At 47.8% G+C, this 21078-nt stretch carries 22 protein-coding genes; 13 read left to right on the forward strand and 9 right to left on the reverse strand.

The features are described 5' to 3' along the window. Positions 1-62 precede the first annotated feature (62 nt). Positions 63-644, forward strand: coding sequence for a D-sedoheptulose 7-phosphate isomerase (gene lpcA, locus FDX14_RS06715; protein WP_061383100.1), 582 nt, complete (start codon positions 63-65; stop codon positions 642-644). Positions 645-755: 111 nt separating this feature from the next. Next, positions 756-1523 (forward strand): class II glutamine amidotransferase, encoded by a 768-nt coding sequence (locus FDX14_RS06720; RefSeq protein WP_042310466.1) that lies wholly within the window; start codon positions 756-758, stop codon positions 1521-1523. On the opposite strand, the gene dpaA is transcribed toward FDX14_RS06720, so the two are convergent. Next, entirely contained in the window at positions 1494-2234 is a 741-nt protein-coding gene (dpaA, locus tag FDX14_RS06725; RefSeq protein ID WP_042310464.1) for a peptidoglycan meso-diaminopimelic acid protein amidase, read from the reverse strand. The two genes, FDX14_RS06720 and dpaA, sit on opposite strands and share 30 nt — an antisense overlap. 349 nt (positions 2235-2583) lie before the next feature. Here dpaA and FDX14_RS06730 point away from each other — a divergent pair, with 349 nt between their 5' ends. Beyond that, entirely contained in the window at positions 2584-3345 is a 762-nt protein-coding gene (locus FDX14_RS06730) for a C40 family peptidase (protein WP_042310462.1), read from the forward strand. A gap of 37 nt (positions 3346-3382) precedes the next feature. On the opposite strand, the gene flhA is transcribed toward FDX14_RS06730, so the two are convergent. The 7 genes from flhA to FDX14_RS06765 are packed head-to-tail and all read right to left on the reverse strand — an operon-like array spanning position 3383 to position 9640. Further along, entirely contained in the window at positions 3383-5476 is a 2094-nt protein-coding gene (gene flhA / locus FDX14_RS06735) for a flagellar biosynthesis protein FlhA (RefSeq protein WP_079225421.1), read from the reverse strand. Further along, positions 5460-6599 carry a flagellar biosynthesis protein FlhB gene (flhB, locus tag FDX14_RS06740; RefSeq protein ID WP_137349243.1) on the reverse strand — a complete coding sequence of 380 codons (1140 nt, stop codon included), beginning with the start codon at positions 6597-6599 and terminating at the stop codon, positions 5460-5462. Before flhB ends, flhA begins: the two co-directional genes overlap by 17 nt. After that, complete coding sequence (gene fliR, locus FDX14_RS06745) at positions 6589-7371, reverse strand: flagellar biosynthetic protein FliR (RefSeq protein ID WP_137349244.1); 783 nt, start codon at positions 7369-7371, stop codon at positions 6589-6591. Before fliR ends, flhB begins: the two co-directional genes overlap by 11 nt. 1 nt (position 7372) lies before the next feature. Beyond that, entirely contained in the window at positions 7373-7645 is a 273-nt protein-coding gene (locus FDX14_RS06750) for a flagellar biosynthetic protein FliQ (protein WP_137349245.1), read from the reverse strand. A 12-nt stretch (positions 7646-7657) separates the two neighbouring features. Next, complete coding sequence (fliP, locus tag FDX14_RS06755) at positions 7658-8416, reverse strand: flagellar type III secretion system pore protein FliP (RefSeq protein WP_137349246.1); 759 nt, start codon at positions 8414-8416, stop codon at positions 7658-7660. Beyond that, complete coding sequence (locus tag FDX14_RS06760) at positions 8413-8784, reverse strand: FliM/FliN family flagellar motor switch protein (RefSeq protein WP_137349247.1); 372 nt, start codon at positions 8782-8784, stop codon at positions 8413-8415. The genes fliP and FDX14_RS06760 overlap by 4 nt, the downstream gene beginning before the upstream one ends. Next, positions 8777-9640, reverse strand: a complete 864-nt coding sequence (locus FDX14_RS06765; protein WP_061383097.1) for a FliM/FliN family flagellar motor switch protein — start codon at positions 9638-9640, stop codon at positions 8777-8779. Before FDX14_RS06765 ends, FDX14_RS06760 begins: the two co-directional genes overlap by 8 nt. A 593-nt stretch (positions 9641-10233) precedes the next feature. Between FDX14_RS06765 and FDX14_RS06770 the strand changes: the two genes are divergently transcribed. The 10 genes from FDX14_RS06770 (at position 10234) to FDX14_RS06815 (ending at position 20350) form a co-directional block, all read left to right on the forward strand. Beyond that, entirely contained in the window at positions 10234-11220 is a 987-nt protein-coding gene (locus tag FDX14_RS06770) for a sigma-54 interaction domain-containing protein (protein WP_042310449.1), read from the forward strand. Between the two features lie 47 nt (positions 11221-11267). Beyond that, a complete protein-coding gene (gene fliE / locus FDX14_RS06775; protein ID WP_042310447.1) occupies positions 11268-11621 on the forward strand; it encodes a flagellar hook-basal body complex protein FliE in 354 nt (117 codons plus the stop codon). Between the two features lie 4 nt (positions 11622-11625). Next, the gene (fliF, locus tag FDX14_RS06780; RefSeq protein WP_079225416.1) at positions 11626-13305 is read left to right on the forward strand and encodes a flagellar basal-body MS-ring/collar protein FliF; all 1680 of its coding nucleotides are present in this window, start codon (positions 11626-11628) and stop codon (positions 13303-13305) included. Continuing rightward, positions 13283-14299 carry a flagellar motor switch protein FliG gene (locus tag FDX14_RS06785; protein WP_006685955.1) on the forward strand — a complete coding sequence of 339 codons (1017 nt, stop codon included), beginning with the start codon at positions 13283-13285 and terminating at the stop codon, positions 14297-14299. Before fliF ends, FDX14_RS06785 begins: the two co-directional genes overlap by 23 nt. 3 nt (positions 14300-14302) lie before the next feature. Next, the gene (gene fliH / locus FDX14_RS06790) at positions 14303-15013 is read left to right on the forward strand and encodes a flagellar assembly protein FliH (protein WP_137349248.1); all 711 of its coding nucleotides are present in this window, start codon (positions 14303-14305) and stop codon (positions 15011-15013) included. Continuing rightward, the gene (gene fliI, locus FDX14_RS06795) at positions 15006-16346 is read left to right on the forward strand and encodes a flagellar protein export ATPase FliI (RefSeq protein WP_137349249.1); all 1341 of its coding nucleotides are present in this window, start codon (positions 15006-15008) and stop codon (positions 16344-16346) included. Before fliH ends, fliI begins: the two co-directional genes overlap by 8 nt. 2 nt (positions 16347-16348) lie before the next feature. Further along, a complete protein-coding gene (fliJ, locus tag FDX14_RS06800; protein ID WP_042310438.1) occupies positions 16349-16792 on the forward strand; it encodes a flagellar export protein FliJ in 444 nt (147 codons plus the stop codon). Further along, a complete protein-coding gene (locus FDX14_RS06805) occupies positions 16789-17190 on the forward strand; it encodes an FAD synthase family protein (RefSeq protein WP_042310437.1) in 402 nt (133 codons plus the stop codon). The genes fliJ and FDX14_RS06805 overlap by 4 nt, the downstream gene beginning before the upstream one ends. Positions 17191-17230: 40 nt before the next feature. After that, positions 17231-19462, forward strand: coding sequence for a glycosyltransferase family 9 protein (locus FDX14_RS06810; RefSeq protein WP_137349250.1), 2232 nt, complete (start codon positions 17231-17233; stop codon positions 19460-19462). Positions 19463-19540: 78 nt separating this feature from the next. After that, positions 19541-20350 (forward strand): FkbM family methyltransferase, encoded by an 810-nt coding sequence (locus tag FDX14_RS06815; protein ID WP_137349251.1) that lies wholly within the window; start codon positions 19541-19543, stop codon positions 20348-20350. A 97-nt stretch (positions 20351-20447) separates the two neighbouring features. On the opposite strand, the gene FDX14_RS06820 is transcribed toward FDX14_RS06815, so the two are convergent. Continuing rightward, complete coding sequence (locus tag FDX14_RS06820) at positions 20448-21065, reverse strand: hypothetical protein (protein WP_137349252.1); 618 nt, start codon at positions 21063-21065, stop codon at positions 20448-20450. Positions 21066-21078: the final 13 nt, after the last annotated feature.

Raw genomic sequence — 21078 nt, forward strand, 5'->3', positions numbered from 1 at the left:
GCTGGTAGCGCTATCCGGTACACTGCATCTTGTCATTTACATTCATGCTGAAGGATATCCTCATGTACCAGGATCTTATTCGTAACGAACTGAGCGAAGCGGCGGAAACGCTGGCTAATTTTCTTAAAGATGACGCCAATATTCACGCCATTCAGCGCGCGGCGGTCCTGTTGGCAGACAGCTTTAAAGCCGGTGGTAAGGTACTTTCTTGCGGTAACGGCGGTTCCCATTGCGACGCGATGCACTTCGCCGAAGAGCTGACCGGGCGCTATCGTGAAAACCGCCCTGGTTATCCGGCTATTGCTATCTCTGACGTTAGCCACATCTCCTGCGTCAGCAACGATTTCGGTTACGATTATGTGTTCTCCCGCTACGTTGAAGCCGTGGGACGCGCGGGCGATGTCCTGTTAGGCATCTCGACGTCGGGTAACTCTGGTAACGTGATTAAAGCGATTGCCGCAGCGCGTGAGAAGGGGATGAAAGTCATCACCCTGACCGGTAAAGATGGCGGCAAGATGGCGGGCAGCGCAGATATCGAAATTCGCGTGCCGCACTTTGGCTACGCTGATCGTATTCAGGAAATTCATATCAAAGTGATCCATATCCTGATTCAACTGATCGAAAAAGAAATGGTTAAATCATAAGAAGGCGATTGCCGGATGGCGGCTGAAGCCTTATCCGGCCTACATGAGCTCCACGTAGGCCTGATAAGCGCAGCGCCATCAGGCAGTTCACGGTTTTAAGGTAGGTGATGTATGTGCGAACTGCTCGGGATGAGCGCCAATGTGCCAACCGATATCTGCTTTAGCTTCACCGGGCTGGTTCAGCGCGGCGGAGGGACCGGGCCGCACAAAGACGGCTGGGGTATTACGTTTTATGAGGGTAAGGGTTGCCGTACGTTTAAAGATCCGCAACCCAGCTTTAATTCGCCTATCGCTAAACTGGTACAAGACTATCCCATCAAATCCTGTTCCGTAATTGCCCATATTCGTCAGGCGAATCGTGGAGAAGTGGCGCTGGAAAATACCCATCCATTTACCCGTGAACTATGGGGACGCAACTGGACGTATGCCCATAACGGGCAGCTCAGCGGTTATAAATCGTTGGAGACTGGTAATTTCCGTCCGGTCGGTGAAACCGACAGCGAAAAAGCCTTTTGCTGGCTGCTGAACAAGCTGACAGAGCGTTATCCACGCACGCCAGGTAATATGACAGCGGTGTTTAAATATATCGCGGCGCTGGCAGGAGAACTGCGGGAGAAGGGCGTCTTCAACATGCTGTTGTCTGACGGTCGTTATGTGATGGCTTTCTGCTCGACCAACCTGTTTTGGATCACCCGTCGAGCGCCATTTGGCGTAGCGACGCTGCTGGATCAGGATGTGGAAATTGATTTTAGCTCAGAGACCACACCCAATGATGTGGTCACCGTGATTGCCACTCAGCCGTTAACCGGCAATGAAACCTGGCAAAAGATTATGCCAGGCGAATGGGCATTATTTTGTCTCGGGGAGCGCGTAGTTTGATGCCAGCTGCGGTTGAACGACTTCGTGACTCAACGGCTTGCTGATAACGTAACGGCCATCGACGACGGAAACGGTCGGTGGCTTACGCGTTTGTTCAAAGTAATCGTATCCTGGCTTTAACTGGGCCCAGAAATCTTTGTAATACGAAAACTTATGACGCTGCATGTTGGCATCGGTCATGCGGAACGGGTAAATGCTCACCTGTACGCTGGATTGTCCAAACACCAGAGCGCCGGTGACAAACTGGAAAATCTCATCAATACCGTTGTCGGTCATCGCATAGCAGCCGACGGAAACGCAGGCGCCGTGGATCATCAGGTATTTACCTTCATAACCGTGTGCACGGTCGTAGGCGTTAGGGAAACCGATGTTAATCGCCTTATAGAAGCGGCTATCCGGTTTGAGCTGTCCGCGTTGTACGCTGTAAAACCCTTCCGGGCTTTTGAAATCGCCCTGACGCTGTTTCGGCCCTAACCCGCCGGAATAATTACAGATCTTATAACTGTCGAGCAATTGATACTGTTCGCCCATCTTGACGTACAGATCCAGCGTTCGCTCTTCTTTGAAGATCTGGATATAGACAGGGGAGCCCATTAACTGCTGCTTATATTCTTTGCTGACAGGCGTGGTCGGGCTGCTGCTGCTCAGCAAACCAGCAAATGAAACGCACGGCAATAAAAGCATCGCAAGAAAAAATGCGATTTTACGCATACTGCTTATTCCTTGATAAAACGATTACACACGCCAGGACGGCAAAAAGAGTCCCCAAATCGGATAAATCTGGATCTGGAGCGCTCACATTAGCACCAAGAGAGTTTTTCGCAAGTCTCTCGTGCGGCGTTTACACTTTAGTTTTTCTTTATACGGAAAATTGCGCTTAAAGGCAGTCAGACACTGGCTTGTTTTGTTGGTTAGCACACTGCATTTCTTCTTATTAGTGAAGAATGTCTAATATATTGAATTTAAAAAATTAATTATTTAATAATCGAATATTAAACAGGAACGATGAGCAATAGCGGTAAACTGCGGCGAACGTGTTTGACCAGGTATTCTTTTTTTCATGTTTTTTGTCTCTGCGCCCCGTTGCTTCTTACCGGGCCTGCTGTCTTTGTGTGTTGTGCTGTCTTTACCGTCTGTCGCCAAAGTTCAGCCCCACTTATCTGACGCCCATTTAAGCTATGCGGCGCAATTGCGGATGCGTAACCGCGCCCGGCTGCTGAAGCAGTATCACGCACAGGAAAAAAAACAGGCAAGCTACGTGGTGGAAGGCAACGCAGAAAGTAAACGCGCGCTGCGCCAGCAGAACCGGGCGCTGATTAAACAGCACCCGGAGTGGTTCCCTGGCCCACTAAAAGCCAGCGACCATCGCTGGCAGGAACTGGCTGAGAATGATCATTTTCTCAGTAGCGATCATCTGCACAATATCACTGAAGTGGCCATCCACCGACTTGAGCAACAGCTAGGTAAACCCTACTTGTGGGGAGGTACCGATCCTGATGAAGGGTTTGACTGTAGCGGGCTGATTTTTTATGCCTACAACAAAATCCTGGCGGCAAAATTGCCCCGGACGGCGAATGAAATGTATCACTACCGACGGGCAACCATCGTCTCTAACCGCGATCTTCGCCGTGGTGATTTAGTCTTCTTTCATATTCACAGCCGGGATATTGCCGATCATATGGGCGTCTATTTGGGGCAGGGGCAATTTATTGAATCGCCGAGGACGGGAGAAACCATTCGGGTGAGCAATTTATCCGATGACTTCTGGCGGGATCATTATCTTGGTGCCCGTCGTATTCTTACGGAAAATACGATTCTGTAATCAAAAAGGCGGTGTAATCACACCGCCTCGCCAGGCGTTAACTCAACGCCCCCATGATCTTTAATTCCAGCTCATCCGGAACTTCGTTATAAGACAACACCTGTAGGCCCGGGGCAAACAGGCGCGCATAGCGCGCGAGCAGAGGACGTAACTGCGGCGCGACCAGCAGCACCGGCTCTTTACCCGCGGCTTTCATCTGTTCTTTAATCTGCGGCATATTGGTCTGGAACTGATTCAGCATATTGGGATCGACCGGCACACTGTCCAGCACCACTTTTCCACTTTGCTGAGCCTGATTCACCACATTCGCCAGCAGATTCTCCAGTTCACTATTCAGCGTATATACCGCCAGCTCATCTTTGCGTACAAACGGGTGGGTAATGCTGCGACGTAGCGCCAGACGCACATCCGCCGTTAACAGAATATGATCTTTGGTCACGGCGCTACTAGCGACCAGTACGGTGGCTATGGTGACGATATCGCGCAATGACACACCTTCGATAAGCAGCGCCCGGTACACTTTCAAGAGCTGGCTGTAATTCAGCGCTGCGCTCAAATCTTCCGCCAGACGTGGCGCCATAGAAGAGAGACGGTTATGCAACTGCGTAATGTCATCGTAATTAAACAGCTCTGGAATATAGTTACGAATGATCTTATTCACATGCGTCGCAATGACGCTGGCGCTATCAATAACCTGATACCCCATATTTAACGCTTTCGCTTTTTGCGCTGGGATAATCCAGGTGACCGGCATTCCGTAGGCCGGATCGTGACCTAAAACACCGTCGATCTCGCCATAGGTTTCACTGGAGGGCAGCGCCATCAGCTTATCTGCGGGAATATCGGCCTCATCGGCCTTGATCCCATTGATAAAAATGGCGTACTGGGTCGGTTTGAGGCGGAAGTTTTCACGAATGCGAATTTCCGGTAACAACACGCCGTTGCTGTCTGAGATCACCTGCCGCACACCGCGAATACGTTGAGTGAGCGGATTCCCTTTGGATTTATCGACCAACGACACCAGCTTGTATCCCAGGCTCAGGCTGATAGGTTCAATTAAAGGGATGGTTTCCCAACTGACCTGCTGCTCGGTGGTTTCTGCGATGGTTTTGGTCAGCGTTTCGAGATTTTTCTCTTCGGTCTCCGCAACCTTGGGGCGCTTGCTCATGCGCCAGGCGGTGAATCCCAACAGGGCGCTGAAAATCAGGAAGGGGAAATGCGGCATCCCCGGCACCACTGCCAGCACAAACATAATGCTGGTGGCGGTATACAGCACGGAGGGGCTGGCCAGCAGTTGGCTACGCACGTCTGTGGCAATATCGCCGCTGTCGCTTACACGGGTGACGATGATCGCTGCCGCGGTCGACAACAGCAGAGAAGGGATCTGGGCGACCAGGCCGTCACCGATGGTCATCAGTACGTATTGCTGGAATGCGGCTTCGGCGCTTAAATCGTATTTAAAGATCCCGATACAGACGCCGCCGATCAGGTTGATAGCCAGGATCATCATCCCGGCGATGGCATCGCCGCGTACGAACTTTGACGCACCATCCATCGCGCCATAGAAATCCGCTTCGCCCGCTACGTCTTTACGTCGTGCTTGCGCCTGCGCCTGATTAATCAGTCCTGCGTTGAGATCGGCGTCGATCGCCATCTGCTTACCGGGCATGGCGTCAAGCGTAAAGCGGGCAGAAACTTCGGAGATACGCTCCGCGCCTTTGGTCACCACGATAAAGTTAATGATCATCAGAATGATGAACACCACGAAACCAACGACAAAGTTACCGCCGATCACCACCTGGCCGAAGGACTCAATCACCTTACCGGCAGCGCCTGCACCCATGTGACCGTGCAGTAATACCACGCGTGTTGACGCCACGTTCAGCGTCAATCGCATCAGGGTGGTGATCAGCAGAATGGTCGGGAACAAGCTGAATTCGAGCGGGCGTTTCGCTGAAACGGCCACTAACAGCACCATCACCGCCAGCACGATGTTAAAGGTGAACAGAATATCCAGCAGGGCCGGTGGTAACGGCAGGATCACCATGGCCAGGATACACAGTATAACCAGCGGAATGCCGATGTTACCGTTACGCAGCAGCGCCAGGAATTGTTTAGTTGTTTTCGGCATCCAGTTTAAGAACCTCTTTTGGAATGGAAATATGTCTGTTCAGCGAAGGACGTGCTTGTGAACCGTCACGCCAGTGCTTCATTTGCAGTACATAGGTCAGGACGTGTGCAATCGCCCGATACAGTTGAAATGGGATCTGTTGATTCACCTGGGTGGTGTAATAAACGGAGCGTGCCAGCTTCGGGAACTCAACAACTTCAATATTGCTTTCTGCCGCCACCTGGCGGATATACAGCGCGATTTCATCAGTGCCTTTGGCAACCACGAAAGGTGCTGCGGCGCGTGACTGGTCGTACTGTAGCGCCACGGCATAGTGGGTTGGGTTGGTGATCACCACATCGGCTTTCGGCACAACTTTGCGAATTTGCCCCATCGCCATTTGCCGTTGCAGGCGACGGATCCTGGCCTTAACCTCGGGTTTACCTTCCTGATTTTTATACTCTTCTTTCACTTCCTGTTTCGTCATCTTCAGCCCTTTGGTGAACATTTTTTTTGCCAGAGGGACATCGATCAACGCAAAGAAAACAAACAGGATGACAAAGTTGCGCATGATGCTGCTGTACAGCGCCAGGCCATCGCTGATGGCCTGTTTGAAATGAAGCTCTTGTAAGCCGAGGAATGCGGCAACGTTATTGCGTACGCTGAGCCATAGCATCACCAGCAGCACTATCGCTTTGAGCGTCATCTTGCCGGTATCGACCAGATGGTCGGTGGAAAACAGGCGACTAATCCCTTTGATCGGGCTTAATTTGCTAAAGTCCGGCAATATTTTTTTCGGCAGGAATAGCCAGCCTCCCGGAATCAGTGAGGCAAACAGCGCGGCAACCGGCATGGGTAACAGCGTCAGGATGAATTTCCCCAGAATCAGCAGATGGTGCTCAAGGAACTGACCGATGATATCCGGGTCATTAATGTGCTGCGCGTACTGATGCACGCTGATAAAGCTTTCGCGCACGAAATCTTCGTACCAGGGAAAGCTGCTGGAGATCACCATAAACGCGGCAAACAGACTGGCGGCAAGCCCCATATCTTTTGAACGCGGTATTTGTCCCTCTTGTCTGGCCTTGCGAAGTTTTTGCGCCGAGGGTTTTTCTGTTTTTTCTTCGCTACTGTTATCCGCCATAGTGCCCCTTCAACGCGTCAAGCTGCTGTAAGACGAAATTCGCCAGGTGCAAATAGTGGTCGGGCAGGTTGTAAAGCAGAGTCGCAAAGCAGATCAGGCCCGCCAGCATGTTGATGGGAAAACCTAATGAGTACAGGTTGAGCGGTGGTGCAATACGGTTTAGCAGACCAAAGCAGCCCTGAACAATCAGCATGATGAAGGTTGTCGGCAGCGCCAGCAGCGTAGCGGCGGCGAATACCCAGCCCAGCGCCAGGGAAATCGTGCGCAGAGATTGCGGATGCAGAGCATTGCCAATCGGCCAGTAAGTAAAGCCTTTGAATAAAATACTCACCAGCAACAGATGTCCGTCCATGGCAAAAAACAGTATCACCGCGTAGATGTTGATCATTTCCGCCAGCACCGTCGTTGACGCGCCGCTGCTGGGGTCGTTCATTACCGCCATGCTCATCCCCATATTAAAAGAGAGGATCTGACCCGCCAGTTGCAGCGCTAAAAATAAAAACTGCAGCATCAGGCCAAAAAGCATCCCCCACAGAAACTGCTCTGCGGTCAAAATAATGCTGTTCATCGACAGCAGGCTGGTGGGCACCGGGTGGGGGATAAGGGGCGTAATGATAAAGGCCAACGCCAGTGACAAAATAATGCGTATACGTATGGTGAGCGCGGCATTATCCAGTACCGGCGCGTAGTGAATAAACGCCATAATGCGCACGAAGGGAAACCACATACCCAGAATCAGATTACTTAACTGTGTAATATCTGTTTCGCGCATGTCAGTGCACCAGAATGGCGGCCTGAGTGAACAGATGCACGCAGAGATCGCTCAACTGGACGATCATCCCTTTTCCGCAAATACCTAATACCGCGAGGGTGACGATCAGCCTGGGTAAAAAACTAAGCGTTTGTTCGTTAATCTGCGTCACAGCCTGAAAAATGCTGACTAACATACCGACCAGCAGGCTGGGAACGACTAACACGCAGACTAAAATGATCACGACTTTTATACCGCTGGCGACGATGTCTGCGGCTACATCAATGGTAAGCATGTCCGATCTCCGTTAGCCCAGTCCCAGACCGCGAATGCTGGAGGTCAGCGTCCCAACGGTCAGCGCCCAGCCGTCAATAAGTACAAACAGCATCAGCTTAAAGGGCAGCGAAACGATCAGCGGTGACAGCATCATCATCCCCATCGCCATCAGTACGCTGGCGACGATCAGGTCGATCACGAGGAACGGAATGTAAATCATAAAACCTATCTGGAAGGCGGTTTTGAGTTCGCTTAGCACATAGGCGGGAACGATAATGGAAAGATCCTGATCGACGGCGTTCCCTTTCGCATTGGCGATCGTCATTATCTGCGCAATCGCTTTTTTATTGGTCTGCGCCAGCATAAAACGTTTCAATGGCGAAGCAGCTGTACTCAGGGCGTCGGGGAGCGTGATTTGATCGTTTTCAAACGGAACCACGGCATGATCGTAAATGTTGAGCCAAATTGGGCGCATCACCAGCATGGTTAACGACAGCGCAATGCCAATCAATATGCGGTTCGGCGGCGTTTGTTGCAGCCCCAACGCCTGACGAAGCAGGGAAAGAACAATAATAAAACGGGTAAAACAGGTCATCATCAGCACCAGGGTAGGCAGAATGCCCACCAGGGTCATCAGGATCAGGACCTGGATTTTTACGCTGTATTCCTGGCTATTTCCGTGTGAAATCACATTCAGCAACGGGATATCTCCCCCTTGCGCGCAGGCAAAGGGAGAAAGGATGAGTAACGAGATACCCAGTAAGAGTGTGAGTGTTGGCGCGCGTTTCATGGTGCCAGGTCGTTGATTTCATGCGTGTTGAATTCAAGGACGCGCAGGCCATATTTTTCGTTGACCACAACCACTTCAGCCTTACCTAGCAGGATATTATTGACCTTGATATCCAGCGGTTCACCGGCGAGTTTATCCATCTCGATGACGGTGTCATCATCGATGTTCAGCAGATCGGCCAGCATCACCTCTACGGATGAAACTTCCAGCGTTAGCGTGACCGGAATACGTTTGAGTAATGACATCGACTCGGAAAAACGGTCTTCTAAACGCGCCACCAGCTTTTCTGTGACAGACGGTGTGGGTGGCGTAGTCGCTTGGGGGGCTAACTCGAAGCCTTGCTCTAAAATATCTTCTGGCTTACTCATAGGATTTCTCCGTCTTGCTCGTTAATTCGGACAAAAACAGTTTGTCTTTATCCTCTACGATCAGGGCATTAAATAATTCGGATTTCCCGATATAAACAGGGAAAGTATCAGGCATCGCAATCGGTAAAATATCGCCGGGTTTAATCGTCGTCAGGTCGGCAACATTCAGAGGAATTTCTGCAATCTTCACGTTCATGGTTAGCGGCAGCGTATGAATGATTTCTTTGATCAGCGTTTTTTTACGCGTTTCAGCGCTGGCTTTATCAATCTGCTTTTTTTTCTCTCCGTGTTCGCTACGGCGGATCAAATTCAGAATGTAATCGGTATGCGAATCGTCCAGTAAGATGCGGAAACTACAATTCTCATCATCACCTAATACAAATGTAAGCTGATAAGCCCAGTGGGTTTGTATGGTGCTGCTGTCGGGTTTGAGCGTCAGTGGAATACCGGATATATTTTTATTAAAAATGATATTGCAAATATCCAGTGCCAGTCTGCTTCGCAAGCGGATTTCCGTTTTGGTTGGTAAATCATCTTGCGACTTCTCGTCGGCGAGAGATGATGTCAGACCATAAAAGTTACCTAATAACATTAACAATAATGCGCGGTCGATATCAAAGGCCAGATGCCCAACCTGAGAAACTAATAATTCCGCACTTTTATTGATAACATCCATCTCACAGTGTATTTTTTTTAGTGTTATATTTGTGCGATGTTTTTTCAGGAAATAGTTTCCAAGATGTGATTCAATTGTATCAAAACTTCCCGTAAACATAGTCGGCAGACGATGATATGGACGTCCAAGCCGGTTTCCTTCAAGTTTAAAGATTCCGGGCGTTTGACTATATTTCAGCATGGTACGCTTTCTCAGCTGTAATTTCTGGGGCGGATAAGTTGATATCAAATTCCGCGGTTATCAAAGAAAATACAAATCCATTTAATTTACTGTTCATCCTTGACGCTATTCTCATAGTGTTGAAGTCCATTAGATACGAAATGCAGTACCTACTCACGTCTATGGAGTAGGGCTGGATATTAGATATTTTACCCCTCTCCTCTGCAAGTTATTAATGGTGATGAACTATAATTAAAAAATAATTAATTACGCATCCGTGATGTTGCCCACTTACTGCCTGTCGCTGCTTAGGCTTATCATTATGTCTGTTTTTTATGCGATTTTTCTTATAGGATGATGTTTTTAAAGGAATAATATTTTTATTATCTTTTAATTTAAGATTGTTAATGTTACTGGTGATAGTATTTTTTTAGGAAAATCCCTATTTGGAAATAGTCTCCGATAGGGCTGCCCCGTGAACGGGCGGTAAAACATGAGCAAGGATGAGATTAAGACATGGCACGGGCGATATCTATTATTCGATGATTGTGCTTTGGAATGATTTGTATATTTCTCGTAACGGATGTTAACTTTACTTCTAAGTGTAAATAATCATGTTTGAACTTATTGCCGAAGCAGCCTCCAGCATTAACGTTTTTTCAATGGCCAGGCGTATTGCTGCGTTTAATGTTCCAGTACTTATCCATGGCGAAACCGGTACTGGTAAAGAATGTATCGCCAAATTTATTCACTCGATTGCATTTGCGCAGGAGGCGTCGGCGCCTTATATCGGTGTGAACTGCGCCGCTATTCCTGAAAACATGCTTGAAGCAACGCTCTTTGGTTATGATAAAGGGGCGTTTACTGGAGCGGTGGCCACCGTACCTGGAAAGATGGAATTAGCCAATAACGGTACATTACTGCTGGATGAGATCGGCGATATGCCTTTGGCACTACAGGCCAAAATACTACGTGTATTACAGGAACAACAGGTTGAGCGTTTAGGAAGTAACCGTCTCATCAAATTAAATTTTCGTTTAATTGCCTGCACCAATAAAAATCTTGAAGAAGAGGTTGCGGCAGGACGCTTCAGAGAAGATCTCTATTATCGCATGTCAGTGATTCCGTTGACCATGCCGCCTTTGCGCGAGCGTATGGAAGATATTATCCCTCTGGCGGAATCCTTTATTAAAAAATACTCCACGGTGCTGGTAAAAAATATCAAGCTTTCTGAATCGTCACGCCGGGCGTTACTGAGCTATGCGTGGCCGGGTAATGTGCGCCAACTGGAGAACGCCATTCAACGAGGAATGATCCTTAATCGTGATGGCGTCATTTATCCCGATACCTTAGGTCTGCCATCCATTGAGTCTGATTCCTGGAGCGAGCCGCAATGGCAACCTAAACCCAGCGCGCAGATCACCACCAGCGACAATCTGGGCCAGCATGGTCGCAGCGCACAGTATCAATATATCGCTGACCTGATGCGCAAATATCAGGGTAATAAAACCAAAATCGCTGATTTATTAGGAATAACCCCACGTGCGCTTCGTTATCGTCTGGCATCAATGCGAAAACAGGGAATAGAAATCTTTTCCTGAATCAGTCTGTGGTACCGAGAACGCTTTTCTAATTTTAAGAGTAGGTCATGAGCATAAATACGATAGCCCCAGCCAGTACCATGCAGACGCAAATGATGCAGGACATGCAGCAGATGAAAGCGGTCGCGCAAGCGCCCGTCCTTTCGCCGATGCAGGTAAACCCCCAATTGGCATCATCTCCGGTTTCGTTCGACCGCGTTATGCAGGGGGCGCTGAATCATGTTGATCGGTTCCAGCAGGTTGCGGAGCAAAAACAAACGGCCATTGAGATGGGGAAAAGCGACGACCTGGCGGGGGCTATGATCGCCAGTCAGCAGGCATCGTTATCGTTTTCCGCGCTGGTGCAGGTACGTAATAAAGTCGCTTCCGGATTCAATGACCTGATGAGCATGTCAGTCTAACGCTATGAATGAACTAATAAAAAAAGTAACTCAGTTTTTACCCTCGTTCTCTTTCAGGCTGGATGGTAAAAAACGCCTGGCGTTACTGGCGGCAGCGGCTATTGCGGCTACCGCCATTATTGTCAGCGTGCTGTGGAATGGCAACCACGGCTATGTTTCGCTGTACGGTAGCCAGGAGAATATCCCGGTTTCGCAGATAGTCACCGTGCTGGATGGTGAAAAACTGGAATACCGCATCGATCCGCAAAGCGGACAAATTCTGGTTCCGGAAGAGGCTTTGTCCAAAACGCGAATGACGCTGGCGGCGAAAGGCGTTCAGGCCATGCTGCCCAGCGGCTATGAGCTGATGGACAAAGATGAAGTGCTGGGTGCCAGCCAGTTTGTGCAGAACATTCGCTATAAGCGGAGCTTGGAAGGCGAACTGGCGCAAAGCATTATGACGCTGGATGCGGTTGAGAGCGCCCGCGTGCATCTGGCGCTCAATGAAGAGAGTTCTTTTGTCGTCAGCGACGAGCCGCAAAACAGCGCCTCGGTGGTGGTGCGTCTGCATTATGGCAGCAAGCTGGATCTCGATCAGGTGAATGCCATCGTGCACCTGGTATCCGGCAGTGTGCCTGATTTGAAAGCTTCGCAGGTCAGCGTTGTCGACCAGGCGGGGAATTTGCTGTCCGATGGTATTGGCGCGGGTGAAGCGGTTTCTGCGGCGACGCGTAAGCGCGACCAAATCCTCAAAGATATCCAGGATAAGACCCGCGCCAGCCTCGCAAATGTTCTCGACTCGCTGGTTGGCACTGGCAACTACCGGGTGAGCGTGATGCCGGATCTCGATCTGAGCAATATCGACGAAACCCAGGAGCATTACGGCGATACGCCAAAGGTTAATCGTGAAGAAACGGTACTCGATAGCGATACCAACCAAATCGCCATGGGGATCCCCGGCTCGCTGAGTAACCGTCCTCCATTGGCGGCAAATCAGGTGACGAATGGTGCCAATGGAACCGCGCCAGAGGAGCCTCGCCAGCCTGCTGCGTTGTCAAAGCATAGCGAGAACAAACGCGACTACTCCTGGGACCGTAGCGTTGAACATATTCAGCATCCTGGTTTCGACATTAAACGTTTAAATGTGGCCGTGGTACTTAACCAGAGCGCGCCTGCGTTGAAGAACTGGAAACCGGAACAAACCACGCAATTGACGGCGCTGTTGAATAACGCCGCCGGGATTGATGCTAAGCGTGGCGACAATCTGTCCTTATCGCTGCTTAATTTTGTGCCGCAGTCGATCCCCGTCGAGCCGGTGGTCCCCTTATGGAAGGATGACAACATTCTGGCCTGGGTGCGTCTGATTGGTTGCGGCCTGCTGGCTCTGCTGTTGCTGCTGTTTGTTGTTCGTCCGGTCATGAAACGGTTGACCGCCGAACGTCGCCGGACGTCGACACCAGAACTGGCGCTGGACGCCGCACCGATCGCGATTCCTGCGGACAAACCTCATTTTGCGGCCGCTGAAGATGAACGCAAAAACATTGAACTGCCTTCTTTCCCTGGTGACGACAGCCTGCCTTCGCAGAGCTCCGGTCTGGAAGTGAAGCTGGAGTTCCTGCAAAAACTGGCGATGAGCGACACCGATCGCGTAGCTGAAGTTCTCAGACAATGGATTACCAGCAATGAGCGAATTGACAATAAATAATGGCAGCAACAACAGCTACCTGGAACAGGCCGCAATTTTATTGCTGTGTCTGGGCGAGGAGGCGGCTGCCACGGTGATGCAAAAACTTAGCCGCGAAGAGGTGGTTCGCCTGAGTGAAAACATGGCGCGTCTGTCTGGGGTAAAAACCAGCATGGCCAAAAAAGTGATCAACAACTTTTTTGATGAATTCCGCGAGCAGAGCGGTATCAATGGCGCATCACGTTCTATGCTGCAAGGGATCCTCAATAAAGCGCTGGGCACAGAAATCGCCAGCAGCGTGATCAACGGTATTTATGGCGACGAAATCCGTTCGCGGATGGCGCGTTTACAGTGGGTGGAACCGCGCCAGTTGGCGATACTGATCTCAGAAGAGCATTTGCAGCTACAGGCCGTATTCCTTGCCTTCCTGACGCCAGAGATCTCGGCTACGGTACTGTCTTACATGAATGAGTCAGTGCAAAACGAGATCCTCTATCGGGTTGCCAAACTGAACGATGTAAATCGCGACGTGGTGGATGAGCTGGATCGGTTGATCGAACGTGGGCTGTCGGTGCTCTCCGAACATGGTTCGAAAGTGAAAGGGATCAAGCAGGCCGCAGATATCGTGAACCGCTTCCAGGGTAACCAACAGGTGATCCTCGATCAGCTGCGCGAACGCGATGAAGATGTGCTGGAACAGTTGCAGGATGAAATGTACGACTTCTTTATTCTGAGCCGCCAAACCGACGAAGTGCGTCGTCGACTGCTGGATGAAGTGCCGATGGAAGATTGGGCGGTGGCGCTGAAAGGTACCGAAGCGCTGTTACGCCGTTCGATTTATGCCGTGATGCCTAAACGTCAGGTACAACAGCTGGAGGCGATAACCTCACGTCTTGGACCGGTTCCGGTGAGCCGTATTGAACAAATACGCCGTGAAATCATGGGAATTGCCCGCGAGCTTGAGGAAGCGGGTGAAATTCAGCTACAGCTGTTTGCTGAACAGACGGCGGAGTAACACATGGCGATTGAAACCATTCGTGGTCGTTACCGGCTGCATCGTTTTCCTCCTCGCCAGCGCCATCTCCAGGCTGAACAGCTCACGCCGGGTATTACCCCAGCGGATTATCAGCGCCAACTGATGGATGGCTTCCAGGAAGGGCTGCAAAAAGGTTTTGAGCAGGGGATGACCGAAGGCCAGGAGCAGGGTTTTCAGGAGGGTCATCAGAAGGGGCACGATGAAGGTCGTCGTCAGGGATACACTGAAGGCAGCCTGGCCGGACAGCAAGAAGGGCGCAAGCAGTTTGAACGAGCCGCCCAGCCGCTGGAAGCTATCTCCGGCAAAGTGAATGACTATCTGGCGCACATCCAGCGTAAGCAGCGGGAAGACCTGTTGCAGCTGGTTGAAAAGGTTACCCGCCAGGTGATCCGTTGCGAGCTGGCGCTGCAACCGACGCAGCTATTATCGCTGGTCGAAGAGGCTATTTCGGCCTTTCCAGTGATGCCTGAGTCGCTACAGGTGCTGCTGAGTAACGAAGAATTTAACCGTATCAAAGATGTCGCGCCTGAGAAGGTCACCGCATGGGGACTGACGCCATCTCCCGATCTGCAGGCGGGGGAGTGCCGTGTAATTACCGATAAATCCGAGCTGGATATTGGCTGCGAGCACCGACTCGAGCAATGTATGTCGGCGCTCAAAGAGTCGCTGCTGCCGGAGCCGACGGGTGAGTGACCTTTCCAGCTTCGACAACGCGCTGCGTTCCATTGAGTCGATTCCTTTAGCCCGGGTTGCCGGGCGACTGGTGCGCGTGAACGGCATTTTGCTGGAGAGCGTGGGCTGCCCGTTGGTAACGGGCCAATTGTGCCGCGTTGAAAGCGCCAACCATACGCTGATTGACGCGCAGGCGGTGGGATTTAATCGTGATATCACCTACCTGATGCCCTTCAAACACCCCGTCGGACTGATGGCGGGGGCGCGCGTATTCCCCGAAGAAAAAGCCCAGGAGATTCTGATTAGCGAAAGCTGGCTGGGGCGGGTGGTCAATGGCCTGGGCGAACCGCTGGATGCCAAAGGTCGTCTGACCGGCAATGACGTGCTGCCACCTCAGGCGCCGTCTATCAACCCCCTTACGCGTCGGTCGGTAAACCAACCGCTGGATGTTGGCGTAAAAGCAATCAACGGTCTGCTCACTATCGGTAAAGGCCAGCGCGTGGGATTAATGGCCGGCAGCGGCGTGGGAAAAAGCGTGCTGTTGGGGATGATCACCCGCCAGACCAAGGCCGACATTGTGGTGGTGGGGTTAATTGGTGAGCGTGGCCGCGAGGTGAAAGAGTTTATCGATCATTCACTGGGTGCGGAAGGGTTGGCAAAATCTATCGTCGTCGCGGCTCCGGCGGATGAGTCGCCGTTGATGCGTTTGAAAGCCACCGAGCTGTGCCACTCTATCGCCGCCTGGTTTCGCGATCGCGGGCATCACGTTTTACTGCTGGTGGATTCGTTAACCCGTTATGCCATGGCGCAGCGTGAGATTGCGTTGTCATTAGGGGAACCTCCGGCGACGAAAGGCTATCCGCCATCGGCGTTCGGCATGATCCCAAAACTTGTGGAAAGCGCGGGCAACAGCGAAAGCGAAGGGTCAATGACTGCCATTTACACGGTGTTGGCGGAGGGGGACGATCAGCAGGATCCGATCGTTGACTGCGCGCGCGCGGTGCTGGATGGGCATATCGTTCTGACCCGTAAGCTGGCGGAAGCCGGGCATTATCCAGCCATCGATATTGGGCAGTCGATCAGTCGATGCATGACGCAGGTTACGCCCAACGAACACCAACAGTCGGCCCGTCTGCTGAAACAAAACTACGCCACCTATATGGAAATTAAGCCGCTGATCCCGTTGGGAGGCTATGTTGCCGGAGCCGACTCCAGCGTTGATAAAGCCGTCAAAGTGTTCCCCGCTATCGAGCGTTTTCTGCGTCAGGAGGTGAGTGAACCCGCCTCACTTGAGCTGGTGCAAAGTCGCTTACAGGCCCTTTTCCCCCAGGCAAAGAAAACGGAAGGTAAATAATCATGCGGCAAATTATTGATACCCTGGCGCAGTTGCAGCGCCTGCGGGATAAATCAGTAAAAGACATGACGGTCCAGCTGGCTAAACAGCAGCAGGTCTGCACCGGTTTTGACAATAACATCAAAGCGCTGGGCTACCTTATTCAAAAAACCGGCACCGGTGTTGACACCCCTTCCGTTGAATCACTTAAAAACGTCACGGGTTACAAAGGTACGCTGCGCACGGTGATTGCCTGGCAAGAACAGGAAAAAACGCTGGCTAAAATCAAAGAGCAGCGTATTCAAAAAAATCTGGTTGCCGCGGCCTGCGAAGAGAAAATTGTTGCTATGACGTTGGCAGATAAGCGTTACGCGCTGAGCAATGAGGCGCAGGTAAAAGAGCAAAAAGCCGTAGATGAAATCGCCGCGCAATGCTGGCTAAGACAGAAGACGCTGGGACTGGTATGAAAACGATCATTACTTTCGGCACATTTGATGTTTTTCATATTGGACATTTGCGTATTCTTGAACGCGCCAGGCAGTTGGGTGAGCGACTGATTGTCGGCGTCTCTTCGGATGCGCTAAATATGCAGAAAAAAGGCCGGATGCCGGTTTATAGCCAAAGCGATCGCATGGGGATTGTTGTCGGGCTGAAATGTGTGGACTGCGTGTTTCTTGAAGAGTCGCTGGAGAAAAAAGCCGACTATATTCGCCAGTTTAACGCCGATACGCTGGTGATGGGGGATGACTGGGCTGGACGCTTTGATAGTTTGTCGTACCTGTGCGAAGTGATCTATTTCCCAAGAACACCATCGATATCGACGACTTCGATAATAGAAATTATTCAAGCTGATTCAACTCATTAATAATGTTTTGATGGGATTATTTTTGCAGTAAGGATGAATTATGAAGATGTTAAAAATATATATATCAGAAACATTTTTCACTCTTGAACAACAGTTATTAAACCACATAGATTCTTTTGAAAAAGAAAATAGTCAATCGATATTTATTTCTCCGTTTGCTAGTCGATTAAACGGAGATGTACTATCAGTGACTCGTGCACTAATTATACCATATAAGCACCATCATGATTACTATGATCATATAATCATGAAGTTGTGCAATACTATAGTTGAAAAAAATTTTTCGCATATTGAAATGCATTTTCCAGTAACAGCTTCATTTATATCTATTTTGTCTTTTAACCTTATACGTAATATCAATAAAATTAAAACGATTACTAATATAAAGCTACACGTATGGGATGGTGTTGTAGAAGATCTTCTTTGTCGTCAGGAATTTTTAAATTTAAAGAAGGAAACTCTAAAATCCTCAATAACTCGTTTGCTCAATGAGTTTCAGTTGATGATTGAGAATCTTGACTTGAAATATTTATTCCGTTTTGATACGGCATTTATGTTTTATTTTTGGCACTATCTGTTTGATACTGAGTATCATATGGTTCGCCCATGTTTATTGGCTGAGAATAATAATAAAAGCTTTACCGATAAGTTACTTAAGAATACGTTACCTATTGATTATGAATGCATTAAGAAAACAGATAGAAAAGTACAGTTACTGTACATGAAGATACTTGGTATCACCGGGGATATTTTTCTACGCCTAAAAAAATATGTTGCAGATAATATATTAATGTTAACTTATGCTGACGCGACTTACCGAAAATCAGCACAGTTTAAATCGAGTAAAAGAGATTTTGGTTTTCATTTTGATGAGTACATATCAACGCAGGATGTATTGAATCAGTATTCTCGATTGGTTATTAATTGTGTTAACGCCTCTGATGACTACCGAGAATACTTGTCTGGTCGTGAATATCTGAATATAAGCTATGAAGAACAGTGCTCTATGTTTTTTCTTCATGCGCTTGGTGTCGTTCCTGAAAAGATTTCAGGGCATCCTGATTTATACTTGCTGGCATTTCCTACAAATCGAATTTCTTATTTTTTTTTGTACGAGGATTTGTCTTTTCATAGCACTAAACAATTTGGAAAACTAATTTTTTCTGTTGGTTATCAGGGTGACATTCTCTATAGCAGTGAAACAAAAAATCTGTTGAATGGAAATGATGAACAACAGCTCGATGAAATGATTCTTATCAAAATGAAATCCTCATTGGGCGACTGCATGTTTGCATTATCAGCAGTTAAGGCCCTCTATGCTGTTACAAAGAAGAAAATAACATTCGTGACGCACCGAGCTTACACAGAATTAGCACGATGTAATCCGTGGATAGATAAGGTTATTGCCATTGAAGATCTTTCAGATCATGCTTTAATTGATTACTTCTATGAGGAAACACAACGTAGTGCACATTTTTGCGAGATTTTACATATTTTGGCAGATTGCCATCAGATCGATGCCTGTTTACGTAGTGTTGGCGCGAAAATTAATCCAAAAGAAATGAGTATGGATATTGACCTGAGTAGGCATGATCTTACTCGGGTTGATGAATTCTGTACCATAAATAATTTTAATGATGAAAATATTGTATTATTGCATGCCAACATAGGTGATCCAAATCGTACTTGGTCTGGTGAGAACTGGAATATTCTGGCAGAGAAATTTATCCATTTAGGTTGGAAAGTTGTCGCAATAGGAAGTACCAATAATAAATATGCTGAAACACAGGTGCATGAGTTCAATCATCCGGCAGTCATTAATGCGGTAGACCAATTCTCAATTCTTGAAACCATACATTTAATGAGAAAAAGTCAGCTACTGGTCGCCACCGATTCTGGGCCTGTTGCATTAGCTGGCGCATCTGATATAGCTATTGTTTCACTTTACTCGATTGTGCCCGGGTATAAGCGTATTCCCTATCGGCATGGAAGGTTGGGATGGAATGCTTTATGCGTGAATCTGAAATGTAAATATGGTCACTGTATGCAACTGGCTATAGATTCAAAATTCTGTCGAGATGTACTTGGTACAAATATTCAAATGCGTCGACTGAATAATTGGTGTCCATTAGGTGATGTGCAAGGTGATAAATTTCGCTACTCCTGCATAAAAAGTTACACTGCCGAAAAGTTATTCCCAGAAATTATGTCTTTTATATCTTCTAAAAAATTTGTTCTGCAGCGTTATTCCGGAAAGGTTCATACAGGGTGATTAAATATTTATAATTACTTTGTAAGAGTTATATATTGTATAGTAAAACTATTCGACTATTAACAGATAGGATTCTTTATGTTTTTTGCCCCACGCCAACTGTCGTTTGTCCTCAGTGCCTCACATCATGGCACAATGATCGTAAATAGAAATGATTATAACAAAAATGAAGATAGTAATGAATATTATGGCGTGGGCTATCATATTCTCAATAGTGCGTGCTTCGATGTCGACGAGATTTCCTTAATTTTACAACTGTTATCATGTCGTCGAAAATATTATGGTAATGGCGTGTTTGTTATTGATGGTGGTGCTAATATTGGTGTCCATACATTAGAGTGCTCTCGTTATATGCAAGGGTGGGGATCAGTGTTGAGTTTTGAAGCTCAGGAGAGGATTTTCTATGCACTAGCTGGAAATATTGCCATTAATAATTGCACTAATGCTCAGGCAAAACTGTCCGCTTTAGGTGCTGAAACAGGTAAGATGCTTATTCCTCGCCCAGATTATAACCGTAGCGCAAGCTTTGGTAGTTTGGAGCTAAAGCAAAAAATAGGTACGGAATTTATTGGACAATATGTTTCTTACAGTGATGATGATTGTGATGAAGTTTCTGTAATATCTCTTGATTCTTTAGATTTACTTCGGCTCGATTTCATTAAAATTGATGTGGAAGGTATGGAGATGGATGTATTACAAGGTGGTATAGAGCAAATATGTAAGCATCATCCAATTATATTGGTGGAGACAATAAAATCGGATAAGGAAAAAATAAATAATTTCCTTATCGGTATGGGGTATAAAGTCTTTCCATGTGGAATTAATGCTTTGGCCATTCATAATAGCGATCCGACACTTAATGAAATAACAGGAGTGAAAAAGTCTTGAAATAGGTGGGGTAAATCAGATGTTCTTTTGTTAAATAAAGACGGAGAGAATATCCGTCTTTATTGAGTATTGTATGAAGAATTAATGAATGGTGAATTTAGGTGATAATACTATATATTGGCAATAAAATGTAATGCTTCTTACGCAACAAGTTATGTCTATTGATTAAATAATTTATTTTATCCTTTGTAGTTCTTCCAATTGTATCTATAAATATATCATCTAAATAGATGTAGTCAAAAACGTTAAGGTTTTTTCGTTGCGATAGAATTTTGCTGCCTATATCGTCATAGATAACTAATGTGAAAACACTCTGTGGTATTAGAGCGGTAATACTGCTTGTATCGATATCTTGATCGGCAGGGACATGCTGCACCTCCGAAAAATTGTGGAGAGTGTTGGACAACTTATAGGCATTACTCAAGTTACCAAAGAATACAATATGAATATTCTTCATTAATATCATTATCCAGTATTTGGATATTAGGCAAATAAAATGATCAATATCATTATCATCGATGTTTCTTTCTGATAGTTCTATAAGTTTGCTAATGAGGTCATTTAGTTCATTGCTTTCTTCTAATGAATCGGCATATGCAATAAATAAATTTTTAATTTTATCAATCGTATCGTTATTTCTTAATGTTACTAGCTCAGTGCTAAGATGTTTTAATGAGCTTAGAAATTTTTTCGCATTGACCTGATTTGATGACATAGATGTTCACTTT

This window comes from Citrobacter sp. wls710, assembly GCF_005281115.1.
GTDB classification, from domain to species: Bacteria; Pseudomonadota; Gammaproteobacteria; order Enterobacterales; family Enterobacteriaceae; genus Citrobacter; species Citrobacter werkmanii.

Excerpts from the sequence above, each read along its gene's own strand:
- lpcA (WP_061383100.1), top strand. The coding sequence starts at position 63 with ATGTACCAGGATCTTATTCGTAACGAACTGAGCGAAGCGGCGGAAACG.
- FDX14_RS06720 (WP_042310466.1), top strand. The coding sequence starts at position 756 with ATGTGCGAACTGCTCGGGATGAGCGCCAATGTGCCAACCGATATCTGC.
- dpaA (WP_042310464.1), bottom strand. The coding sequence starts at position 2,234 with ATGCGTAAAATCGCATTTTTTCTTGCGATGCTTTTATTGCCGTGCGTT.
- FDX14_RS06730 (WP_042310462.1), top strand. The coding sequence starts at position 2,584 with ATGTTTTTTGTCTCTGCGCCCCGTTGCTTCTTACCGGGCCTGCTGTCT.
- flhA (WP_079225421.1), bottom strand. The coding sequence starts at position 5,476 with ATGCCGAAAACAACTAAACAATTCCTGGCGCTGCTGCGTAACGGTAAC.
- flhB (WP_137349243.1), bottom strand. The coding sequence starts at position 6,599 with ATGGCGGATAACAGTAGCGAAGAAAAAACAGAAAAACCCTCGGCGCAA.
- fliR (WP_137349244.1), bottom strand. The coding sequence starts at position 7,371 with ATGCGCGAAACAGATATTACACAGTTAAGTAATCTGATTCTGGGTATG.
- FDX14_RS06750 (WP_137349245.1), bottom strand. The coding sequence starts at position 7,645 with ATGCTTACCATTGATGTAGCCGCAGACATCGTCGCCAGCGGTATAAAA.
- fliP (WP_137349246.1), bottom strand. The coding sequence starts at position 8,416 with ATGAAACGCGCGCCAACACTCACACTCTTACTGGGTATCTCGTTACTC.
- FDX14_RS06760 (WP_137349247.1), bottom strand. The coding sequence starts at position 8,784 with ATGAGTAAGCCAGAAGATATTTTAGAGCAAGGCTTCGAGTTAGCCCCC.
- FDX14_RS06765 (WP_061383097.1), bottom strand. The coding sequence starts at position 9,640 with ATGCTGAAATATAGTCAAACGCCCGGAATCTTTAAACTTGAAGGAAAC.
- FDX14_RS06770 (WP_042310449.1), top strand. The coding sequence starts at position 10,234 with ATGTTTGAACTTATTGCCGAAGCAGCCTCCAGCATTAACGTTTTTTCA.
- fliE (WP_042310447.1), top strand. The coding sequence starts at position 11,268 with ATGAGCATAAATACGATAGCCCCAGCCAGTACCATGCAGACGCAAATG.
- fliF (WP_079225416.1), top strand. The coding sequence starts at position 11,626 with ATGAATGAACTAATAAAAAAAGTAACTCAGTTTTTACCCTCGTTCTCT.
- FDX14_RS06785 (WP_006685955.1), top strand. The coding sequence starts at position 13,283 with ATGAGCGAATTGACAATAAATAATGGCAGCAACAACAGCTACCTGGAA.
- fliH (WP_137349248.1), top strand. The coding sequence starts at position 14,303 with ATGGCGATTGAAACCATTCGTGGTCGTTACCGGCTGCATCGTTTTCCT.
- fliJ (WP_042310438.1), top strand. The coding sequence starts at position 16,349 with ATGCGGCAAATTATTGATACCCTGGCGCAGTTGCAGCGCCTGCGGGAT.
- FDX14_RS06805 (WP_042310437.1), top strand. The coding sequence starts at position 16,789 with ATGAAAACGATCATTACTTTCGGCACATTTGATGTTTTTCATATTGGA.
- FDX14_RS06810 (WP_137349250.1), top strand. The coding sequence starts at position 17,231 with ATGAAGATGTTAAAAATATATATATCAGAAACATTTTTCACTCTTGAA.
- FDX14_RS06815 (WP_137349251.1), top strand. The coding sequence starts at position 19,541 with ATGTTTTTTGCCCCACGCCAACTGTCGTTTGTCCTCAGTGCCTCACAT.
- FDX14_RS06820 (WP_137349252.1), bottom strand. The coding sequence starts at position 21,065 with ATGTCATCAAATCAGGTCAATGCGAAAAAATTTCTAAGCTCATTAAAA.